The organism is uncultured Sulfitobacter sp., assembly GCF_947502895.1.
Taxonomy (GTDB): domain Bacteria; phylum Pseudomonadota; class Alphaproteobacteria; order Rhodobacterales; family Rhodobacteraceae; genus Sulfitobacter.
This window is the reverse complement of sequence record NZ_CANNBM010000002.1, coordinates 778313-797269: the sequence shown is the minus strand read 5'-3', so window position 1 is coordinate 797269 and position 18957 is coordinate 778313. Positions and strand designations below refer to the sequence as shown.

Sequence of the window (18957 nt, the reverse complement as noted above, 5' to 3'; positions counted from 1 at the left end):
ACTGCGTGTTTTCGATGGGATCGCGGGGGAATCGCCGAATAGTGCGCACAATACTACGCAAATTGGCTAAATCTTTTGGAGATTTTTCGGCCACATTTGGCAAAGATGCGGCTGGATCATGCAGGTAGGTTGCCGCCCGATGCGATGTTCGGGCGGCGCAGATGGCTAGAGGGGAATAAGCGCCCAATAGTCGAGATCAAGAAGTACGGAAGGCAGGTATTTACCGTCTTCGCCGCGCAGATCGAAGGGGGCGCCGCCTTTGGTGGCTACAAGGCGCAGACGAATGGAACCGACACCGGGGGCGGATGTTTCGGCCTTATCGAGGACTTCGGACCAAGCGCGCACTGTATCGCCTGCAAGGCAGGGGTTGGCGTGCGCGCCGCCGTTGAGGCCCACAACCATCTGTGCGTTCGCCAAACCATTAAATGACAGCGCGCGCGCCATGGAGATGACGTGGCCGCCATAAATCAGGCGGGAGCCATCGGGGCGGGCGGAGGTGTCAAAATGCACTTTTGCTGTGTTCTGCCACAGGCGGGTGGCCATCATGTGTTCGGCTTCTTCGATGGTCACACCGTCGACGTGGTCGATTTTCTCGCCGATGTCGTAGTCGCCCCAGCGGTGTGGTTCTCCGGCCAGATCGAAGTTGTAGTTGGTAAAATCGAGGCCCTTTGGGATCACCAGATCGCCCGCCTTAATGGCGGCGGGCAGATCGGGGACTGTGGTTTCGGGCGCGGGGGCGCTTGCGTTGCGTTTGCGCACCATGACCCAGCGGACATATTCCATCACCGCTTCGTCATGCTGGTTCAGGCCTGTTGTGCGTACATAGACCACGCCCGTTTTGCCGTTTGAGTTCTGTTTGAGGCCGATGACTTCGGACTGACTGCGCAGGGTGTCGCCCGGCCAGACGGGCAGCAGCCAGCGGCCTTGGGCATAGCCCAGATTGGCGACAGCGTTCAGGGACACATCCGGCACGGATTTCCCAAACACCACATGGAAGGCGATCATATCGTCCAGCGGGCTGAACGGCAGGCCGCAGTCTTGGGCGAATTGGTCGGATGAATAGAGCGCGTGGCGCGCGGGGTAGAGCGCGTGATAGAGCGCGCGTTCGCCCATCTTGACCGTGCGGGGCACGGCGTGGGTCAGGATTTGGCCCACGGAATAGTCTTCAAAGAAGTTGCCCGCGTTGGTTTTGGTGGTGGGTGTGGGTGTGGTCAGCATTCTAGTGTGCTCCCAGTTTCGTGTCGGGTGTATAGGTGCCTTCGACCTCTTTTACGACCGACTGGCCGCAGCGCATGACGCCTGCGGCGTGGTCCCATGTCTGGGTGGGAGAGCCATAGAGCTCCCAGCCTTTGTTGAGGGCATCGGTGACTTTGTGGCAAAAGGCGGAGGTGTCTTCCTCCGACAGGAAACGGTAGAGTTTCATGGGAATGTCCGTAGGTTCAGGAAAAAGGTGAGACGCCGAGCGCGTAGTGGATGCCGCTGATGACGACCAGCATGACAAAGGTAATCACGGCGAGGCGGGTATAGGTGCTGCGGCCTGCGGGGGCGGGTGGTGTCCAGTCGGGCTCAGCACGGTTGATCAGGATCACAGAGCCTACAGCCCACGCCAGCATCCCGCCGAACAGGATGATCGAGGCCAGATCGCCATTCACCAGCAGGTGTGCCGCTGCCCAGATCTTTACGGCGAGCAGTTGCGGGTGGCGGGTTTTGTATGCGGGCCACGCTTTGGCCCCTTTGGCCGCAGAAGAGCCATAGACCCAAAGCGCCAGCAGCATGGCGAGGTTGTTGATGCCTGTCAGGAAGGCTGGCGGGTTCCAGACGGGAATAAAGTCTGCGCCACGGTAGCCGATAATGATGAGGATCAGCGAGGCGACGATGGCTGCCGCGACGATCCCTTTGCCTGCGTTGCCCATCGCCTCGCGCTGGGCGGGCAGGAAGCGTTTGAAATAGTGGGCGGCGATCCAGAGGATCATGCCGAGGATAAGAAGGGTCATGGGGCTACTCCGTAGCGAGGGCTGCGATTGCATCCAGCTTTGCCAGTGTTTCGCGGGCAGTTGCAACGTGTAGATTCTCTACGATCTTGCCATCGACAACCGCGACGCCTTGGCCTGTGGCCTCGCATTCCTCGAATGCGGCGATCTGGCGGCGGGCCAGCTCGACCTCGGCCTCGGAAGGCGAAAAGGCATCGTTGGCCACATCCAGCTGGGCGGGGTGGATCAGGGTTTTGCCGTCAAAGCCCATGTCGCGGCCTTGGTCACATTCGTGGCGCAGCCCCTCATCATCTTTGAACGCGTTATAGACGCCGTCGATGAGTGCCACACCATGCGCCTTGCCTGCCAGCAAGCAAAGGCCCAGCCCTGCCATCATCGGCAGCCGGTCGGCGCGAAAGCGTGTTTGCAGGTCTTTGGCCAGATCATTGGTGCCCATGACCATGCCTTGCAGCAACGGGTGGGCCGCAATTTGGGCCGCACCCAGCATCCCCAGCGGCGTTTCCATCATCGCCCAGAGCGGGGTATCGCCTGTGATGGCGGCCAGCGCGTCCAGATCTGCGGGGCTGTTGACCTTGGGCAGCAAGATCGCGTCTGCGCCCATTTCTTTGGCGGCTTTTGCATCATCGGCGCCCCATTGGGTGTCTAGACCATTGATGCGGATGATTTTCATGCGGCTGCCATAGCCACCAGTGGCCAAGGCTTCGGCCAGTGTGGCGCGCGCGGTCTCTTTTTCCTCGGGGATTACGGCGTCTTCGAGATCGAAGATGATCGCATCTGCGGGCAGGCCGCGGGCCTTGTCCAAGGCGCGGGGTTTGGAGCCGGGGATATAAAGAACGGACCGCAGGGGACGGGCGAGAGATGGCATGGGCAGGCTCCTGAACACAGTTTGACGCAATAATGTTGCGCGCACAGGGCCATTTTTGGCGGTAAACTTCAACCCCAATCGCGCCGCAGTGCAGCAAAAATTGCCACGCAACGGGCAACGGACGCGGCGTTAACGCCGTTTTCAGCCCTTATGCGGCAGGATCAAGAGGAGTTGCAGATGTCGCGAAAAGATCGCCCGGGCCTGATCAGGCCCCCGTGATGAGGCTGCTGCGGCGTTATGGATCAGGGGGCAGTCCGGTGGCTGTATACCTCTTACACGAAGGGCTTTGATATGACACGTACAGCAAAATTTCTTCACCTTGCCGCACTGACCGCAGCGGCGGTGGTTTATCTGGCGACAACGTCGCAAGTGGCCGCGCAATCGCAGCGCAACTGCGGCCCGCGCGACGCAGTGGTAGAGCGTCTGGCCGAAGGGTATGGCGAGACGCGGCAATCGGTTGGCATCGGGTCCAACAACGCGATGGTCGAGGTGTTTGCGAGCGAAGAGACGGGCAGCTGGACCATTCTGGTGACAATGCCCACGGGCGTGAGCTGCCTTGTTGCGTCGGGCCAGTCGTTCGAGGAAGTGGCCGAGGCCCTGCCGACAAAGGGCAATGACGCCTGAGTCTGCTGGCTATGTCAGCCCGTCCCATATCAGCTTGAACCCTGTTACTGTGAGCAGAACATAGGTGAGGGCGAAAAACGCGCGCTCGGGCACAAGGTTGTGGGCGCGCACGCCAAGCCATGCGCCTGCCAGCGCAAAAGGTGCGAGCAAAAGGTTGGCTTGGGCTGTTTCGAGCGTGAACATGCCGAGAAAGGCATAAGGAATAAACTTGGCGATGTTGATCGCCCAGAAGATCAGCACTGACGTGGCCTGATACCCCGTCTTGCCCAATCCGCGCGACAGCAGAAACACTGCAGCAGGCGGGCCTCCGGCGTGACTGACAAAGCTGGTGAACCCGACGGCCAAACCGGCAACCAGCCCTGCGCCATCAGGCATTTTGCGCGCCCCGATCCGCAGCCAGCCGCGTCTGAGCGATATTTGCCAAACCACAAACCCTACTGACACAAGCCCGATCAACAGGCGCAACAGATCGGGAGAGGCCACACGGTAGAGTGCGGCACCAAGCGCCACACCAGGCAGGCCGCCTGCGATGATTAGCAGCGCCTCGCGCAGATGCCAGCGGCCCCAATAGGGTCTGAGCGATGCGACATCTATCAACATCAAAAGCGGCAGCATGACTCCCAGTGCCAACCCTGGATCGACCACAAGTGCAAGCACAGAGGCAGAAGCAAAAGCAGCACCCGAGCCGAAACCGCCCTTGGACACGCCAGCGAATAAAACCGCCGGTCCGGCAATGGCAAAGAACCAAAGATCGAGAATGAGCATCGGTGCCTCTTGAAATTGCCGTACAATGTTTACGTCTACATCAGACAGAACGCCTATCACAGGCTTTCCCCTGAATTTACAATGCCAAAGGACACGCCCGATGAAAACACTGCTCGCCGCCTCCGCTTTGATGATCTCACTTGGCGGGGCTGTGGCTGCGCAATCCATGCAAACGCAGGTGGGTGTCGTTAAAATGAGCGAGGCCAGCCTGCTGGTGCGTGATATGATCGGGGAGCCTGTCTATAATTTCCGTGGCCGTCCGAACACGGACACGCCCATGGCGCTGGCGGGGGCCAACCGTTTCGAGAGGATTGCGCGGATCAAGGACGTAATGATCAACACGGACGGCACCGTTGAGGCGATTGTAATGAGTGTGGGCGGTTTCTGGGGGCTGGCAGACCGTGAAGTGACTGCGGATATGGACGGCCTGTCTGTGGTGACGGATGTGCGCGGCGACAAATATTTTGTCATCTATACCTACGAGGAAACTCTGGATGATGCGCGCAGATTCAACAAGTTCGATATTGAATAGCGATCCGTGCGCGCGAGGGTGCGGCCAAGTTGAGCCAACTGCAACTTGCATGAATGTGCGGATGGGTTTAAGCCGCCGCCAACGCAAACCTCATGGAGTACTGCAAAATGGCACGAGCCAAAATTGCGCTGATCGGCGCGGGTAACATTGGTGGCACGCTGGCCCATCTCGCCGCTGTCAAAGAACTGGGTGATGTCGTGATGTTCGACATCGCGGATGGTCTGCCGCAGGGCAAAGCCCTTGATATCGCCGAATCCGGCCCCTCCGAGGGGTTTGACGTCGCGATGTCCGGCACCTCCGATTACGCCGATATCGCTGGTGCGGACGTCTGCATCGTGACTGCCGGTGTCGCGCGCAAGCCGGGGATGAGCCGTGATGACCTGCTGGGCATCAACCTCAAGGTTATGAAATCTGTCGGCGAGGGCATTGCCGCCCATGCGCCTGACGCATTCGTCATCTGCATCACCAACCCGCTTGACGCGATGGTTTGGGCGCTGCGCGAATTCTCGGGGCTGCCCCACGAGAAAGTCTGCGGCATGGCGGGTGTGCTTGATTCGGCACGCTTCCGTCACTTCCTCGCGGAAGAGTTCAACGTATCCATGCGCGATGTGACGGCATTCGTGCTAGGCGGTCATGGTGATACGATGGTACCCCTGACGCGCTATTCTACCGTTGCGGGTATCCCGCTGCCCGACATGGTGAAAATGGGCTGGACCAGCCAAGAAAAACTGGACGCGATCGTGCAGCGCACCCGTGATGGCGGTGCCGAGATCGTTGGTCTGTTGAAAACAGGTTCTGCCTTTTATGCGCCTGCGACCTCGGCGATCGAGATGGCAGAAGCCTATCTGAAAGACCAAAAGCGTGTGCTGCCCTGTGCGGCCTATGTTGACGGCGCCTACGGCCTGAACGGTTTTTACGTCGGTGTGCCGACAGTGATCGGTGCGGGCGGCGTTGAAAAGGTTGTCGAGATTTCGATGAACAAAGACGAGCAGGCGATGTTTGACAGCTCGGTCAACGCGGTCAAAGGCCTTGTTGATGCGTGCAAAGGTATCGACGATTCGCTGACCTGAATTGGTTGCGATAAAATTAGAGAAGGGCGCGTCAGGAATGGCGCGCCCTTTTTCGTTCAGCGCCGCGCTTGCGTGACGCAGACGTGAGGTGGCATTTGCAATTTGAGGCTGTAGTCTTTGGCTTATGCGTGTTTTGCCCACCCTTTTCATGGCCCTCTGGCCTGTTGCTGCACCTGCCTGTGATCTGGCGCTGGTGTTGGCGGTGGATGTGTCCGGTTCGGTTGATCCGGCGGAATACCGCGTGCAGATGGACGGGTTGGCGGCGGCCTTGCGCGATGGCACGGTTGTGGACGCGCTGATAGATCAGCGGGCGCAGGTCACATTGATCCAGTGGTCGGGCAGCACGCGACAGCGCCAGACCGTGCCGTGGCACGGGATTGGCAGTGCAGCGGATGTGGCTGGATTGGCGGATAAGATTGCGGCCGATCCGCGGGTATGGCGCAATTTTTCAACTGCGATTGGGGAGGCGCTGGATTTGTCTTTACAGGCGCTGGAGGCCGTGCCGCACTGCCGCCGTAAGGTGATTGACGTTTCGGGGGACGGGATTTCAAATGAAGGGGCCGCACCGCAGACATTTCGCACGGCGTTGAAAGCGGCGGAGGTTACAGTGAACGCGCTGGCCATTGAAACCGATGAGACGGACCTGACAGCGTGGTTTTTTGAGCATCTGATTACAGGGGAGGGTGCATTTGTGATCACTGCGAATGGATTCGAGGATTACCCCGCACAGATCCGTCGAAAATTGCAGCGTGAGACGACGCGGCAGGTCAGTTTGGGCATCCCGTGATCACAGGCTGGTCTGCTGTGATCACAAAATTGCTACTATCGGTCTTTTCTCGCTAATTTTGATCAAACTGCGCCGCTTATCCTGTCTTGTCCCCGTGACAGACCTGAAAAATTTGCTATGGGTATACACAAGTAGCCAAGAAGGAGCCTGATATGGCCGATGTGAACCGGGGCAACCGTCCCCTGTCGCCTCATTTGACGATCTACCGCCCGCAGCTGACCTCTATGACTTCGATCCTGACGCGGATCACGGGCAACGCGATGCTGATCACGGCCTTGCTGGTGGTGTGGTGGTTTCTGGCCGCAGCCAGTGGCGAGAGCTATTTTGCGATTGTGAATGGTCTGCTGACCAGTTGGTTCGGCGATCTGGTCATGTTCTTTTCGGTGCTGGGTTTGTGGTATCACACGCTGGCTGGTGTGCGGCATCTGATCTGGGACAATGCAGTAATGATGGACATCCAGACAGCTGAAAAGTTGGGCTGGGCCTGCATCGGTGGCTCTGTGCTGCTGACGCTGATCACAGTTATCGCGGTTTAAGGAGAGCATCATGGCATTTATGACAGACCGCAAGCGCGCGATGGGTCTTGGCTCGGCCAAGAGCGGCACAGCGCACCATTGGTCAATGACAGTAAGCTCGGTCGCTTTGCTGATCTTGTTGCCTTTGTTTGTGTTCACCTTTGGTGCAGCATTGGGCGGTACATACGAAGAGATCGTTGCCTACTACAGCCGTCCGTTCCCTGCTATCATTGCAGGGCTTACGATACTGATCAGCTTTAAGCACTTCAACGACGGGGTGCGGACGCTGTTGGAAGACTATGTGCACGGGCTGAGCCAGAAGGTGGCGATCATCGTGATGACCTGCATCAGCTATGGCGCTGCTGCGGTAGGTATTTTTGCGATTGCGCGGCTGGCGCTGTAAGGTGCATGCGACAAATGGCGTGGCAATTTTGACTGTGCGATGCTGCCGCCCATGCTAGTTAGTGTATCAAAGGCGGGTTGCTCTGCCGATAGGGAATTCCAAATCCGGCGCAGTTGCGTCGCGTGAAAAAGACAGGGTCCAGTACGATTGCCGGACAGACCCCAAGCATGAAGAGGGCACGATATGGCTGCTTATGACTATGAAACCCATGAATACGACGTTGTTGTTGTAGGCGCGGGCGGCGCGGGTTTACGCGCCACGCTCGGCATGGCGGAGCAGGGGCTGCGCACGGCCTGTATCTCCAAGGTGTTTCCAACACGCTCGCACACCGTTGCGGCGCAGGGTGGCATCGCCGCGAGCCTGAGCAACATGGGCCCTGATAACTGGCAGTGGCATATGTATGACACGGTCAAAGGCTCTGACTGGTTGGGCGACACGGACGCGATGGAATACCTCGCCCGCGAGGCGCCCAAAGCGGTGTACGAGCTGGAGCACTACGGTGTACCTTTCTCGCGCACCGAAGAGGGCAAGATTTACCAGCGCCCCTTTGGCGGTCACACGACAGAATTCGGTGAAGGCCCCCCTGTGCAGCGTACCTGTGCTGCCGCTGACCGCACGGGCCACGCGATCCTGCACACGTTGTACGGCCAGTCGCTGAAGCATAACGCGGAATTCTACATCGAATATTTCGCCATTGATCTGATCATGTCTGATGACGGCGTCTGTGAGGGCGTGCTGTGCTGGAAGCTGGATGACGGCACGATGCACTTGTTCAGTGCCAAGATGGTTGTTCTGGCCACAGGCGGTTATGGCCGCGCGTATTTCAGCGCGACGTCGGCCCACACCTGTACGGGTGATGGCGGCGGCATGACCGCACGCGCAGGCCTGCCGTTGCAGGATATGGAATTTGTCCAGTTTCACCCGACAGGCATTTACGGCGCAGGCTGTTTGATTACCGAAGGTGCGCGCGGCGAAGGTGGCTATCTCACCAACTCCGAAGGCGAGCGGTTTATGGAGCGTTATGCGCCGACCTATAAAGACCTTGCCAGCCGTGACGTTGTCAGCCGCTGCATGACCATGGAAATCCGCGAAGGGCGCGGCGTGGGCGAGAAGGGGGATCACATCCACCTGCACCTCAACCACCTGCCACCCGAAACGCTGGACCTGCGTTTGCCCGGCATTTCCGAATCCGCGCGCATCTTTGCGGGCGTCGATCTGACGAAAGAGCCGATCCCTGTTCTGCCGACAGTGCATTACAATATGGGCGGTATTCCGACGAACTATTGGGGCGAAGTGCTGGCACCAACCAAGGACAACCCTGACAATGTCTCACCTGGCCTGATGGCTGTGGGCGAGGCGGGCTGTGCCTCGGTGCATGGTGCGAACCGTCTCGGCTCCAACTCGCTGATCGATCTGGTGGTGTTTGGCCGTGCTGCGGCCATCCGCGCCGCCGAGATCGTGGACCCCAAATCGGCCGTGCCGACACCCAGCAAACGCTCGATCGAGGCTGCGTTCAGCCGGTTTGACGGATTGCGCTATTCCAAAGGCCACGTGCCAACAGCCGAGCTGCGCCTTGAGATGCAGCAGACCATGCAGGCGGATGCTGCGGTGTTCCGCACCGACAAAACGCTGGCTGAAGGCGAAGAGAAGATGAAGGGCGTGTCTGCCAAGATGTCGGACGTGAAAGTCACTGATACTTCGCTGGTCTGGAATTCGGACCTGATGGAAACGCTGGAGCTGACGAACCTGATGCCGAACGCGGTGGCAACCATCACTGCAGCGGCGGCGCGCAAGGAAAGCCGTGGTGCCCACGCGCATGAGGATTACCCTGATCGTGATGACGAGAACTGGCGCAAGCACAGCCTGATCTGGTTCAAAGGCAACGAGGCGAGCCTCGGCTTCCGCGGGGTGCACACGCAGCCGCTGACCAGCCATAACGAAGGTGGCATCGACCTGAAGAAAATCGCGCCGAAGGCACGGGTTTACTAAGCATGGGCCAAGCGGCGCAGAGCCTTGATACGTGGCCGCAGGCGGGGTTTTCCCCTGTCTGCGCGCTTCAGGTATTCGGGATGCGCCGTTCGGGCAATCACGCGATCATTGACTGGCTGATGCGCAACGCGCCTGACGCGGCCAGTGGCGGCGTGTTTTATAACAACTGCAAATTCGGCAAAAACCCGCTGCGGGCCTATGGCTCTCTGGATGTTTATGATGCTGCGCGGGACGTGACCCCGCATGTGGGCGTCGCTGAGGCCGAACGGATTTCGCAGGCCGGTGGGACGCCCATGGCAATCGTGTCTTACGAAGACCGTATGCCACAGCCCGACGGGCAGCCGCAGAAGGCCAGTAATTATCTGAAAGACGGTGATTTCACCCATCAGGTTATCATTTATCGCAGCTTTTTGAACTGGTCCGCCTCGTTGCTGGCCAAGATCAAAAAGAACACAGGTTTTGGCGCGACGGACCGGATGCGGATTATGACGCTGGCCTTTGCGACCTATATTCAGGGGCTGGACCGTGTGGGCAGCCCCAAGGACGTTGTGCCGATCTGTTATGACGACTGGATGCTTTCCGAGGCGTATCGCGCAGGTATTTTGCGCAAACTGGGCCTGCCGCAGCGCGATCTGGGCCGCGGCAAGGTACAGCGTTACGGTGGTGGATCGTCCTTTCAGAAAAAGGTCAAATCCGCCGATGATCTGGACAGTGTCGCGCGTGACGCGGCCATGGCGGATGATCCCGAATATCAGGTGCTGCTGTGGACTGCTGCGCATGACCTGCGCTTTATGGAACGTCTGATCCCCCATTTTGAACAAGACGCAGAGCGTTTGGCCACTTTGGCCGAGGGCGCAAAGCTGTGCATGACCCTACCGCCGAGAGAGGCAACACAATGATACGAGTAGCGATTTTAACGGCCCTGTTGGCCCTGACCGCCTGTGCCGAGGTGCAGACCGCAGCCGACCGCACCGGACGGCAAGCGGCAACATCAGCCGTGACCGAAGTTATTGCAATCAACTTCCCGCAGGTGCCCAAGCCGCTGATCGAAGCCTTCACCGGCTGTGTGGTGGACAATGCCCAAGCCGTCGAAGTGCGCGAGCTGGCCAAGGCATCGCTGGTGGGTATTGACGATGATACAGTCGCAGTGGTGCGCAACATTCTGTCACGCCCCGCAACACAGACCTGCCTGCGCGACCGCGCACCGCTCACCCTGTAGAGATTAACGAGACATACGCGCCCCTGCGCGCCCGACCCGATAGAGAAGGAACAGCTCATGGTACAACTGACGCTCCCCAAAAACTCCCGAATGACCAGCGGCAAAACGTGGCCCAAGCCAGAGGGTGCGACGAACCTCAAGGAGTTCCACATCTATCGCTGGAACCCTGATGACGGAAAAAACCCGTCGGTAGATACGTATTTTGTCGATCTGGACGATTGTGGCCCGATGATTCTGGACGCGATCATCAAAATCAAGAACGAGATCGACCCAACCCTGACCTTCCGCCGCTCGTGCCGCGAGGGGATTTGCGGATCCTGCGCGATGAACATCGACGGGATCAACACGCTGGCATGCACCTACGGCATGGCCGAGGTCAAAGGTGTGGTGAAGATTTATCCGCTGCCGCACATGCCCGTGATCAAGGATTTGATCCCCGATCTCACGCATTTTTACGCGCAGCATGCCTCGATCAAGCCATGGCTCGAAACGGATACGCCTGCGCCAGCAAAAGAGTGGAAGCAGAGCATTGATGACCGTGAAAAGCTGGATGGTCTTTATGAGTGCATCATGTGCGCATGCTGCTCGACCTCTTGCCCAAGCTATTGGTGGAATGGCGACCGTTACCTCGGGCCAGCAGCCCTGCTGCACGCCTACCGCTGGATCATCGACAGTCGTGACGAGGGCACGGGGGAGCGTTTGGACGAGCTTGAAGATCCCTTCAAGTTGTACCGTTGCCATACCATTATGAACTGCGCCAAGACATGCCCCAAGGGCCTGAACCCTGCGCTGGCAATCAGTCAGATCAAAAAACTGATGGTCGAGCGGACCGTCTAAGCAGCCGCCATGTTCGGCTGGTTCAAAAAGAAGAAAAGCAGCGGCGCGGCCCAGCAAAGGGTCGCGCCGCCGCTGCTTAGGCCCCAAGGTGTCTTGGGCGAAGAGGTGCTGAGAAGGGCGCTGCACCGCCCCTGCGCGCCGCTGATTTTTGACAAGCCTGCAAATATTGACCCGTTCGAGACGATGTTTGGCGCAGTGCGTTTGGCCTACAAAGATGAGCCGTGGCCTGAATATTCCGGTGTGCCGATGTGGCCGCTGTGCCAAATCAATCTCAAAGCTGCGCCAATGGTGCCCAAAGCTCTGCGTGATCTTGCGCTGATTACGATCTTTATCGCGCCTGAGACATCGCATACCCCCACGCGTATTATCAACGCGGCTGATCCCGAGGTGGATGCCACATGGGCGCTGCGCAGTTACCCCTCGCTCAAGGGGCTTACGATCCCTCGGGTGAACGGCGACAGAAGCCCATTGTCCCCGCGATTGGGGGAATGGAGTAGCACCGCGCCGGACTATGCCAATCATGACACTGCGGGCGCGGTTGTTGATACCCAAGTCAATGATGTCTACGCTTATGACTGGGCGCATGGGGTGTATCAGACCAAACTTGGCGGCTGGCCCAGCACCACACAGTCTGAACCGTGGTGGGACTATACCAAAACCGACCACACATGGGACTACGCGCTTCAGATCGCGAATGAGCCTCAGGCGGGTTGGCAGGGCTGGGGCGACAATGGCTCTGCGTTTCTGGCGCGTTCGCGGGAGAATCCGCATTTGTGGGCGATAGAGGTGCAGGGTATCTGATGGTCTTGTTGCTTGCCCCGATCATCATTGGCGTTGTTGCCTATCTGGCTTGGCGAAACCGTGCTGTGCGGGGATGCCGCTGGCGGGCGGATACACAGGGGAACAAGGGCGCGTTACGCATGTACCGCTGTGCTGCTTGCGGGGCAGAGGCGTTCACGGCCAGCAAGGGGCCGCCAGACAGCTGTAAGAAGGGGCTGGGCAAGTCATCGCTATAGACCTTGCGTAACGCTCGACAGGTCCGACATGCTGCGTGTAGCGTGATGGATAGCCACTGAGGGGATGCGCGGATGACCGATTTTTCACCGGATATTATCATTGTTGGGGCCGGTCTGGCGGGTATGACCGCCGCACACGAGGCCATTCTGCGCGGACGCCGTGTTTTGTTGTTGGATCAAGAAGCACAACAGAGCCTTGGCGGTCAGGCCTTCTGGTCGCTCGGTGGCTTGTTTCTGGTGGACAGTCCCGAACAGCGGCGCCTTGGCATCAAGGACAGTGCCGAACTGGCATGGAGTGACTGGCAAGGATCGGCCCAGTTCGACCGCGAAGAGGATGCGAACCCGCGCGCTTGGGCCGAGAAATTTGTTGAATTTGCCGCCGGTGACATGCGCAGCTGGCTGCACGGTCTTGGCATGCGCTGGTTTCCCGTCGTGGGCTGGGCCGAACGGGGTGGTGAACTGGCGGGTGGGCACGGCAATTCGGTCCCGCGTTTTCACATCACATGGGGCACGGGCACAGGCGTGGTTAAACCCTTTGCCGATCTGATGGTGCGTTATGCGGCTGATGGGCGGCTGAAAATGGGCTTTCGCCACCGTGTAAACAGCCTGATCGTGGAGCATGGTACGGTCAAAGGCGTGAGCGGCGATATTCTGGAAGATACCCGCGCGGCGCGGGGGCAATCGACCTCTCGCAAGGCGGTAGGCGCGTTCGAGCAACGCGCCGAAGCGGTGATTGTGACGACCGGTGGGATCGGGGGCAATCATTCGATGGTGCGCAAACACTGGCCTGCGCGGCTGGGCCGCGCGCCTAAAGTAATGGTTGCAGGTGTGCCGGACTATGTCGATGGGCGGATGCATGGCATTGCTGCAAAAGCAGGTGCTGGCCTGATCAACGAGGACCGCATGTGGCACTATTGCGAGGGGCTACAAAATTGGGACCCCATCTGGCCCAATCATGGCATCCGCGTGCTGCCTGGCCCGTCATCCATGTGGTTTGATGCCAAGGGTGACCGAATGGAAGCGCCGTTCATGCCTGGTTTTGACACGCTTGGCACGCTGAAGCGTATCTTGAGCGCGGGCGAGCATAGCTGGTTCATCCTCACGCAAAAGATCATCGAAAAGGAATTTGCTCTGTCAGGGTCCGAGCAAAACGCCGACCTGACCGACGGCGGCTGGCGCGAAGTGCTGAGCGCGCGTCTGGGCAAAGGGGCCACACCCGCTGTAGAGGCATTCAAGGAAAAGGGTGCGGACTTCATTGTTGCCGATGATCTGGAAACGCTTGTCGCCCGCATGAACGACCTCACACCGCATGCGCCTGTAGGGCTGGACCATATCCGCGCCCAGATCCGTGCCCGCGATCTGCAACTGGACAATCCATTCTGTAAGGACGCACAAATCACTGCCATTCGGGGCGCGCGCAATTACAAGGGTGACAAGCTGATCCGCACGGCCAAGCCCCATGCGATACTGGACAAGACCAATGGGCCGCTGATCGCGGTGCGCCTGAACGTGATTACCCGTAAATCTCTGGGTGGTTTGCATACCGACCTTCAGTCGCGTGTGCTGACTTCCGAGGGCGCCGTTCTGGAGGGGCTTTACGCCGCTGGAGAGGCCGCAGGGTTTGGCGGCGGTGGCTATCACGGCTATAACGCGCTTGAAGGTACTTTTTTGGGCGGGTGCCTGTTTTCTGGTCGAATCGCGGGGCAAAACGCATGACACTTCCAATTGATGCGGATGCGCGTCGCAGCATCCCTCCCGTGATCTGCTATCCGGTAGAGACCCTGCCAAATCCCGATATGGCGATGCTGGACGCGGCGCGTGCGACCTTGCAAAAAACGGGCGAGGTAATTGTTCCTGCACGCGATGCAGCCACTTTTACGGTGCCGGCGGGGCACTTCTTTTCGATCACCAGTATCGAAGGATCGCAAGTCGGTGATCTGAACCTGTGGAACGCCAATGATCTGAGCGAGCGTTTCTACTCTGGCAAGACGCGCGCCTTGCACGGCACCCATATCACACGCGGCCAGCGGATGTGGTCCGGTTTTCCCGCGCTGCGGCCCATGGCAACAATCACGTATGATAGCCTCGAATGGTACGGGATCGACGGTTTTGGCGGCTCGGTCCATGATGTGATCGGGACACGCTGCGATCCCTATACGCACAGTCTTCTGTCGGGCGGGCAATACCACCATTGCTGCCATTCCAACCTAACCCGCGCTTTGGCGGATCATCTCGGTGTGTCTCTGGCTAAGGCAGAGCCGCATGTGCATGATGTGCTCAACGTCTTTATGTGCACAGGCTTTACCCGCGACACGGGACAATATTTCATGAAAGCCAGCCCCGTGCGCCCCGGTGACAGGCTGGAATTTTTCGCCGAGATTGATCTGCTGGGCGCGCTGAGTGCTTGTCCTGGTGGCGATTGCAGTACGGTACACTCCTCGGACCACGCCCAATGCCACCCGCTATTGGTCGAGGTCTACGCACCAGACCCTAAGAGCATCAAAGCATGGCAAAGCCCGCCGCCAAACGGATATGATCGCAGCCACGGAGGATAAGCGGCTTCTTTATTTTTCCCTTAAACTCAATCCCGTCCTGACGGCACGCTCAGCCTTCATTAAAAGCCGCTTCCAGTGCAATTTCGACCATTTCCCCGAACGAGCGTTCGCGCTCGTCCGATGGGAGCGCCTCGCCCGTTTGTAGATGATCTGAAACTGTCAGAACGGCCAGCGCGCGGCAGTTGTGGCGGGCTGCAAGGGCATAGAGTTCGGCTGCTTCCATCTCAACGGCAAGGATGCCGTGGCGCACCATCTGTTCATCCAGATCCGGACGTTCGGCATAAAAGACATCTGACGAATAAATGCCGCCTACATGGGTTGTGGTACCCTTGGCCTCTGCGGCGGCAACGGCGGCACGCAGCAGGCCCCAATCGGCGCAGGGGGCAAAGTTCATTTCGCGCAGAATGGCGGAGGAGGGCGAAGTGATCGTGGTTGCTGTCATGGCGATAATCACATCGCGAATACCGACGTGGGGTTGCATGCCCCCGCACGAGCCGATGCGGATCAGAGTTTGGGCGTCATAGTTGGAGATCAACTCATTCGCGTAGATCGAGAGGGAGGGCATGCCCATGCCTGATCCTTGAATCGTGACACGGTGGCCGCGCCATGTGCCCGTAAACCCCAGCATCCCGCGCACTTCGTTCACCAGTTCCGCACCCTCCAGAAAGGTCTCGGCGGCCCAGCGGGCGCGATATGGATCGCCCGGCATCAGAACTGTTTGTGCGATCTGGTCAGGGGTAGCGCCAATATGAATGGTCATGAGGAAAATCCTTTTGCTCGGTTTGTCCCAAGATGCCCAGCCTGTGCAGTGGGGGCAAGTTCCAATGGCGGTTTCCCTTACTCGCGTCTTTACGCGCAATAGGTTTTTGGTGAATTAGAAAAAACGAAAAGGTAATACGATGCGATTAATGAGTTTTATTATGGCTGGTGTCATGGGTGTATTGGCGGCATGCGACGTCAGCCATCCGGTAGCAGTCGTTGGTCCGGGCAATACGGTATTCAAAGGCACGGCCAATGCGACATTTCTGGAAGGTGGCTGGTTTCAGGCAACAAACGGCAAGACGACGTGTCAGGGGCGCTACCGCCCTGCATCACAGTCGCGGATGGTCACATTTCCTGTGACATGTTCGAACGGTCTGACGGGTGTAGGCACAGCAAAATATGAAACACCGCGTGCCGGAGGCGGTGAGATCGTGATGAAGGATGGCAGCCGCTGGAAATTTATTTTTGGGCGTGCTGCACTGGCTGTTTGAGAGTACTCGCGGGAATAGCGGAATTCCGCCGCTTTTCCCGCGTGAATAGAATGGTGATTAAATCTCCAGCGTTGCGGGATCGATTCCTTTTTCTACCGCTGCGCGAAACCAATTTGGCTGGCGACCTTTTCCTGTCCATGTGCGGGCAGGATCGGCGGGGTCTGCATATTTTGGTTTGGACGGTTTAGCGGGCTTTTTCGGGCCTTTGACCTTGGCTTTTTTCGCGGGCTTTTCATCGTCCAACTCATTGAGAGTAAAGCCAAATTCTGCCGCTGCGCGCTCTGCCGCCTTAAGTGCATTCCGTCTGTCGCGGGCCTGTGCCGCTTGCAGTGCTTTTTTCACATCCGCCAAGAGTTTTTCCAGCTCTTTGCGGCTCATTGATTTAAGATCATTATTCATCGGATAAAGGCTCCTTGATTCTACTAATTTGCCTTTATCCGAACTAAATATGAATTACAGCCTTATTTTTATGGGCCGGAAGCTTACTCTGCGGCAACTGCCTCAGGGTCAGCGAGGGTGACAATATCGGCCATGATTGTATTCAGCTCGAAATCCTTGGGCGTATAGACCCGCGCGACACCCATTGCCAAAAGCCGTTTTGCATCATCGTCGGGAATAATGCCGCCGACAATTACGGGGATATGACCAAGGCCAGCTTCTCGCATCTGGCCCATCAGATCTTCGACCAGCGGGATATGCGAGCCAGAGAGAATGGACAGGCCGACAACATGTGCATCGTCGTTCTGCGCGGCAGCGACAATTTCGGAAGGGGTCAGGCGGATGCCTTCATAGGCGATGTCCATGCCGCAATCACGTGCACGAACGGCGATTTGCTCGGCTCCGTTTGAGTGGCCGTCCAGACCGGGTTTACCCACAAGGAATTTCAGGCGGCGGCCTAAACGGTCGCTGACCGCATCGACGGACATGCGCAGATCGTCAAGGCCTTCGGTTTTGTTGCTGCGGCCTTTGCCGACACCAGTGGGGCCACGGTATTCGCCGTGTACAGCGCGCATTTGTTCGGCCCACTCGCCTGTGGTGACGCCCGCTTTGGCCGCGACGATGGAGGCTGGCATGATGTTGCGCCCTTCGGCAGCAGCGGCGCGCAGATCTTTGAGCGCGGCGTTGACTTCGCCCTCGTTGCGCTGGGCACGCCATGCATTCAGGCTGGCGATCTGCTCGGCTTCGACAGCGGGATCGACGGTCATGATGCCGCCATCGCCTGTCATCAGGGGTGATGCTTCGCCCTTTTGCCATTTATTCACACCGACGACGATGGTCTCACCCGCTTCAATGCGGCCCAGACGCTCGGCGTTGCTGTCGACGAGGCGGGATTTCATGTAGTCGATGCCGTCAATGGCGCCGCCCATGCTGTCGATATGGGCAAGCTCGGCGCGTGCGCCTTCCTTCAGCGCTTCGACCTTTGCATCGACGGCAGGGTTGCCATCGAACAGATCATCAAATTCCAGCAGATCGGTTTCATAGGCAAGGATCTGTTGCATCCGCATGGACCATTGCTGGTCCCATGGGCGCGGCAGGCCGAGGGCCTCGTTCCATGCGGGCAATTGCACGGCGCGCGCGCGGGCCTTTTTGCTGAGCGTCACTGCCAGCATTTCGATCAGGATGCGGTAGACGTTGTTTTCGGGCTGCTGTTCCGTGAGGCCGAGGGAGTTTACCTGCACGCCATAGCGGAAGCGGCGGTATTTGGGGTCGGTCACGCCATAGCGGGTTTCGCAAATCTCGTCCCACAGATCGACGAAGGCGCGCATTTTGCACATTTCGGTCACGAAACGGATGCCGGCATTTACAAAGAACGAGATGCGGCCAACGAGCGCGGGAAAATCTTCCTCTGCCACGCGGGGGCGCAACTGGTCCAGAACGGCAGTGGCGGTGGCAAGGGCAAAGGACAGCTCCTGCTCGGGCGTCGCGCCCGCTTCCTGCAGGTGGTAGGAACAGACATTCATCGGGTTCCACTTAGGCACGGAGGTATAGCAATACTCGGCCACGTCCGCGATCATCTTGAGAGAGGGCGCAGGGGGGCAGATGTAGGTGCCGCGTGACAGGTATTCCTTGATCAGGTCATTTTGCACGGTGCCTTGCAGTTTGGACACATCCGCGCCTTGCTCTTCGGCCACTGCGATATAAAGCGACAGCAGCCAAGGCGCTGTTGCGTTGATCGTCATGGAGGTGTTCATCTGCTCAAGCGGGATATTGTCAAAGAGCGCGCGCATGTCGCCCAAGTGCCCCACGGGTACGCCCACCTTGCCCACTTCGCCGCGCGACAGAATGTGGTCACTGTCATAGCCTGTCTGGGTTGGCAGATCGAAAGCAACGGAAAGGCCTGTCTGACCTTTGGCAAGGTTATTGCGATAAAGCTCATTGCTGGCTTTGGCGGTGGAGTGGCCCGCATAGGTGCGAATGAGCCAAGGGCGGTCTTTGGTCTGGGCATCTGTCATGGCGGGCCTCTCTGAATCGTTTTTGCAATATTGTTGCGTTACGGGGTAGATATAAGAAACTTTTGGCAAGTGTCAATTCGCTG

General features: G+C 58.5%; 23 protein-coding genes. 15 read left to right on the top strand and 8 right to left on the bottom strand.

Features of this window, described 5'->3' with window-relative positions; all coding sequences use genetic code 11:
• Window positions 1–165 precede the first annotated feature (165 nt).
• The 4 genes from Q0903_RS11905 to Q0903_RS11890 are packed head-to-tail and all read right to left on the bottom strand — an operon-like array spanning window position 166 to window position 2856.
• The gene (locus tag Q0903_RS11905) at window positions 166–1218 is read right to left on the bottom strand and encodes a MaoC family dehydratase (RefSeq protein WP_299415509.1); all 1053 of its coding nucleotides are present in this window, start codon (window positions 1216–1218) and stop codon (window positions 166–168) included.
• A gap of 1 nt (window position 1219) precedes the next feature.
• Entirely contained in the window at window positions 1220–1423 is a 204-nt protein-coding gene (locus Q0903_RS11900; RefSeq protein WP_267167720.1) for a DUF1737 domain-containing protein, read from the bottom strand.
• 16 nt (window positions 1424–1439) lie between these two features.
• Entirely contained in the window at window positions 1440–1994 is a 555-nt protein-coding gene (locus tag Q0903_RS11895) for an NnrU family protein (RefSeq protein WP_299028379.1), read from the bottom strand.
• Window positions 1995–1998: 4 nt separating this feature from the next.
• On the bottom strand, window positions 1999–2856 hold the full coding sequence (locus Q0903_RS11890; protein ID WP_299415504.1) for a CoA ester lyase: 858 nt from the start codon (window positions 2854–2856) through the stop codon (window positions 1999–2001).
• Between the two features lie 291 nt (window positions 2857–3147).
• Between Q0903_RS11890 and Q0903_RS11885 the strand changes: the two genes are divergently transcribed.
• Complete coding sequence (locus Q0903_RS11885; RefSeq protein ID WP_299028384.1) at window positions 3148–3480, top strand: hypothetical protein; 333 nt, start codon at window positions 3148–3150, stop codon at window positions 3478–3480.
• 9 nt (window positions 3481–3489) lie between these two features.
• Here the strand turns inward: Q0903_RS11885 and Q0903_RS11880 are convergent, their stop codons facing one another.
• Window positions 3490–4245 (bottom strand): sulfite exporter TauE/SafE family protein, encoded by a 756-nt coding sequence (locus Q0903_RS11880; protein ID WP_299415500.1) that lies wholly within the window; start codon window positions 4243–4245, stop codon window positions 3490–3492.
• A gap of 100 nt (window positions 4246–4345) precedes the next feature.
• Here Q0903_RS11880 and Q0903_RS11875 point away from each other — a divergent pair, with 100 nt between their 5' ends.
• From Q0903_RS11875 to Q0903_RS11815, 13 genes are all read left to right on the top strand, one after another.
• A complete protein-coding gene (locus tag Q0903_RS11875; RefSeq protein WP_299415498.1) occupies window positions 4346–4777 on the top strand; it encodes a PRC-barrel domain-containing protein in 432 nt (143 codons plus the stop codon).
• A gap of 107 nt (window positions 4778–4884) precedes the next feature.
• The gene (mdh, locus tag Q0903_RS11870; protein ID WP_299028391.1) at window positions 4885–5847 is read left to right on the top strand and encodes a malate dehydrogenase; all 963 of its coding nucleotides are present in this window, start codon (window positions 4885–4887) and stop codon (window positions 5845–5847) included.
• Window positions 5848–5971: 124 nt separating this feature from the next.
• Complete coding sequence (locus Q0903_RS11865; protein WP_299415495.1) at window positions 5972–6634, top strand: DUF1194 domain-containing protein; 663 nt, start codon at window positions 5972–5974, stop codon at window positions 6632–6634.
• A 152-nt stretch (window positions 6635–6786) separates the two neighbouring features.
• Window positions 6787–7170 (top strand): succinate dehydrogenase, cytochrome b556 subunit, encoded by a 384-nt coding sequence (sdhC, locus tag Q0903_RS11860; RefSeq protein ID WP_299415492.1) that lies wholly within the window; start codon window positions 6787–6789, stop codon window positions 7168–7170.
• A 10-nt stretch (window positions 7171–7180) separates the two neighbouring features.
• The gene (sdhD, locus tag Q0903_RS11855) at window positions 7181–7552 is read left to right on the top strand and encodes a succinate dehydrogenase, hydrophobic membrane anchor protein (protein WP_299028400.1); all 372 of its coding nucleotides are present in this window, start codon (window positions 7181–7183) and stop codon (window positions 7550–7552) included.
• 183 nt (window positions 7553–7735) lie between these two features.
• The gene (gene sdhA, locus Q0903_RS11850; protein ID WP_299028403.1) at window positions 7736–9541 is read left to right on the top strand and encodes a succinate dehydrogenase flavoprotein subunit; all 1806 of its coding nucleotides are present in this window, start codon (window positions 7736–7738) and stop codon (window positions 9539–9541) included.
• 2 nt (window positions 9542–9543) lie between these two features.
• Window positions 9544–10440: a hypothetical protein gene (locus Q0903_RS11845; protein ID WP_299415489.1), complete on the top strand. Its 897-nt coding sequence runs from the start codon at window positions 9544–9546 to the stop codon at window positions 10438–10440.
• Entirely contained in the window at window positions 10437–10760 is a 324-nt protein-coding gene (locus tag Q0903_RS11840; protein ID WP_299028409.1) for a hypothetical protein, read from the top strand. The genes Q0903_RS11845 and Q0903_RS11840 overlap by 4 nt, the downstream gene beginning before the upstream one ends.
• A gap of 57 nt (window positions 10761–10817) precedes the next feature.
• Complete coding sequence (locus Q0903_RS11835; protein WP_299028411.1) at window positions 10818–11597, top strand: succinate dehydrogenase iron-sulfur subunit; 780 nt, start codon at window positions 10818–10820, stop codon at window positions 11595–11597.
• 9 nt (window positions 11598–11606) lie between these two features.
• Window positions 11607–12398, top strand: coding sequence for a DUF1963 domain-containing protein (locus tag Q0903_RS11830; RefSeq protein ID WP_299415486.1), 792 nt, complete (start codon window positions 11607–11609; stop codon window positions 12396–12398).
• Window positions 12398–12613, top strand: a complete 216-nt coding sequence (locus Q0903_RS11825) for a hypothetical protein (RefSeq protein WP_299415483.1) — start codon at window positions 12398–12400, stop codon at window positions 12611–12613. The genes Q0903_RS11830 and Q0903_RS11825 overlap by 1 nt, the downstream gene beginning before the upstream one ends.
• A 72-nt stretch (window positions 12614–12685) precedes the next feature.
• Complete coding sequence (locus Q0903_RS11820) at window positions 12686–14329, top strand: FAD-binding dehydrogenase (protein ID WP_299415481.1); 1644 nt, start codon at window positions 12686–12688, stop codon at window positions 14327–14329.
• Window positions 14326–15168 (top strand): DUF1989 domain-containing protein, encoded by an 843-nt coding sequence (locus Q0903_RS11815; protein WP_299415478.1) that lies wholly within the window; start codon window positions 14326–14328, stop codon window positions 15166–15168. Before Q0903_RS11820 ends, Q0903_RS11815 begins: the two co-directional genes overlap by 4 nt.
• Window positions 15169–15217: 49 nt before the next feature.
• On the opposite strand, the gene deoD is transcribed toward Q0903_RS11815, so the two are convergent.
• Complete coding sequence (deoD, locus tag Q0903_RS11810; RefSeq protein WP_299415476.1) at window positions 15218–15928, bottom strand: purine-nucleoside phosphorylase; 711 nt, start codon at window positions 15926–15928, stop codon at window positions 15218–15220.
• Between the two features lie 160 nt (window positions 15929–16088).
• Here deoD and Q0903_RS11805 point away from each other — a divergent pair, with 160 nt between their 5' ends.
• Window positions 16089–16421: a hypothetical protein gene (locus Q0903_RS11805; RefSeq protein ID WP_299415473.1), complete on the top strand. Its 333-nt coding sequence runs from the start codon at window positions 16089–16091 to the stop codon at window positions 16419–16421.
• A 57-nt stretch (window positions 16422–16478) separates the two neighbouring features.
• Here the strand turns inward: Q0903_RS11805 and Q0903_RS11800 are convergent, their stop codons facing one another.
• Together Q0903_RS11800 and Q0903_RS11795 are read right to left on the bottom strand one after the other, a co-directional pair.
• Entirely contained in the window at window positions 16479–16820 is a 342-nt protein-coding gene (locus Q0903_RS11800) for an H-NS histone family protein (RefSeq protein ID WP_299415471.1), read from the bottom strand.
• A gap of 83 nt (window positions 16821–16903) precedes the next feature.
• Window positions 16904–18874 (bottom strand): protein meaA, encoded by a 1971-nt coding sequence (locus Q0903_RS11795; protein WP_299028429.1) that lies wholly within the window; start codon window positions 18872–18874, stop codon window positions 16904–16906.
• Window positions 18875–18957 lie beyond the last annotated feature (83 nt).

Coding starts and splice junctions, on each gene's coding strand:
- Q0903_RS11905 (WP_299415509.1), bottom strand. CDS start 1,218: ATGCTGACCACACCCACACCCACCACCAAAACCAACGCGGGCAACTTC.
- Q0903_RS11900 (WP_267167720.1), bottom strand. CDS start 1,423: ATGAAACTCTACCGTTTCCTGTCGGAGGAAGACACCTCCGCCTTTTGC.
- Q0903_RS11895 (WP_299028379.1), bottom strand. CDS start 1,994: ATGACCCTTCTTATCCTCGGCATGATCCTCTGGATCGCCGCCCACTAT.
- Q0903_RS11890 (WP_299415504.1), bottom strand. CDS start 2,856: ATGCCATCTCTCGCCCGTCCCCTGCGGTCCGTTCTTTATATCCCCGGC.
- Q0903_RS11885 (WP_299028384.1), top strand. CDS start 3,148: ATGACACGTACAGCAAAATTTCTTCACCTTGCCGCACTGACCGCAGCG.
- Q0903_RS11880 (WP_299415500.1), bottom strand. CDS start 4,245: ATGCTCATTCTCGATCTTTGGTTCTTTGCCATTGCCGGACCGGCGGTT.
- Q0903_RS11875 (WP_299415498.1), top strand. CDS start 4,346: ATGAAAACACTGCTCGCCGCCTCCGCTTTGATGATCTCACTTGGCGGG.
- mdh (WP_299028391.1), top strand. CDS start 4,885: ATGGCACGAGCCAAAATTGCGCTGATCGGCGCGGGTAACATTGGTGGC.
- Q0903_RS11865 (WP_299415495.1), top strand. CDS start 5,972: ATGCGTGTTTTGCCCACCCTTTTCATGGCCCTCTGGCCTGTTGCTGCA.
- sdhC (WP_299415492.1), top strand. CDS start 6,787: ATGGCCGATGTGAACCGGGGCAACCGTCCCCTGTCGCCTCATTTGACG.
- sdhD (WP_299028400.1), top strand. CDS start 7,181: ATGGCATTTATGACAGACCGCAAGCGCGCGATGGGTCTTGGCTCGGCC.
- sdhA (WP_299028403.1), top strand. CDS start 7,736: ATGGCTGCTTATGACTATGAAACCCATGAATACGACGTTGTTGTTGTA.
- Q0903_RS11845 (WP_299415489.1), top strand. CDS start 9,544: ATGGGCCAAGCGGCGCAGAGCCTTGATACGTGGCCGCAGGCGGGGTTT.
- Q0903_RS11840 (WP_299028409.1), top strand. CDS start 10,437: ATGATACGAGTAGCGATTTTAACGGCCCTGTTGGCCCTGACCGCCTGT.
- Q0903_RS11835 (WP_299028411.1), top strand. CDS start 10,818: ATGGTACAACTGACGCTCCCCAAAAACTCCCGAATGACCAGCGGCAAA.
- Q0903_RS11830 (WP_299415486.1), top strand. CDS start 11,607: ATGTTCGGCTGGTTCAAAAAGAAGAAAAGCAGCGGCGCGGCCCAGCAA.
- Q0903_RS11825 (WP_299415483.1), top strand. CDS start 12,398: ATGGTCTTGTTGCTTGCCCCGATCATCATTGGCGTTGTTGCCTATCTG.
- Q0903_RS11820 (WP_299415481.1), top strand. CDS start 12,686: ATGACCGATTTTTCACCGGATATTATCATTGTTGGGGCCGGTCTGGCG.
- Q0903_RS11815 (WP_299415478.1), top strand. CDS start 14,326: ATGACACTTCCAATTGATGCGGATGCGCGTCGCAGCATCCCTCCCGTG.
- deoD (WP_299415476.1), bottom strand. CDS start 15,928: ATGACCATTCATATTGGCGCTACCCCTGACCAGATCGCACAAACAGTT.
- Q0903_RS11805 (WP_299415473.1), top strand. CDS start 16,089: ATGGCTGGTGTCATGGGTGTATTGGCGGCATGCGACGTCAGCCATCCG.
- Q0903_RS11800 (WP_299415471.1), bottom strand. CDS start 16,820: ATGAATAATGATCTTAAATCAATGAGCCGCAAAGAGCTGGAAAAACTC.
- Q0903_RS11795 (WP_299028429.1), bottom strand. CDS start 18,874: ATGACAGATGCCCAGACCAAAGACCGCCCTTGGCTCATTCGCACCTAT.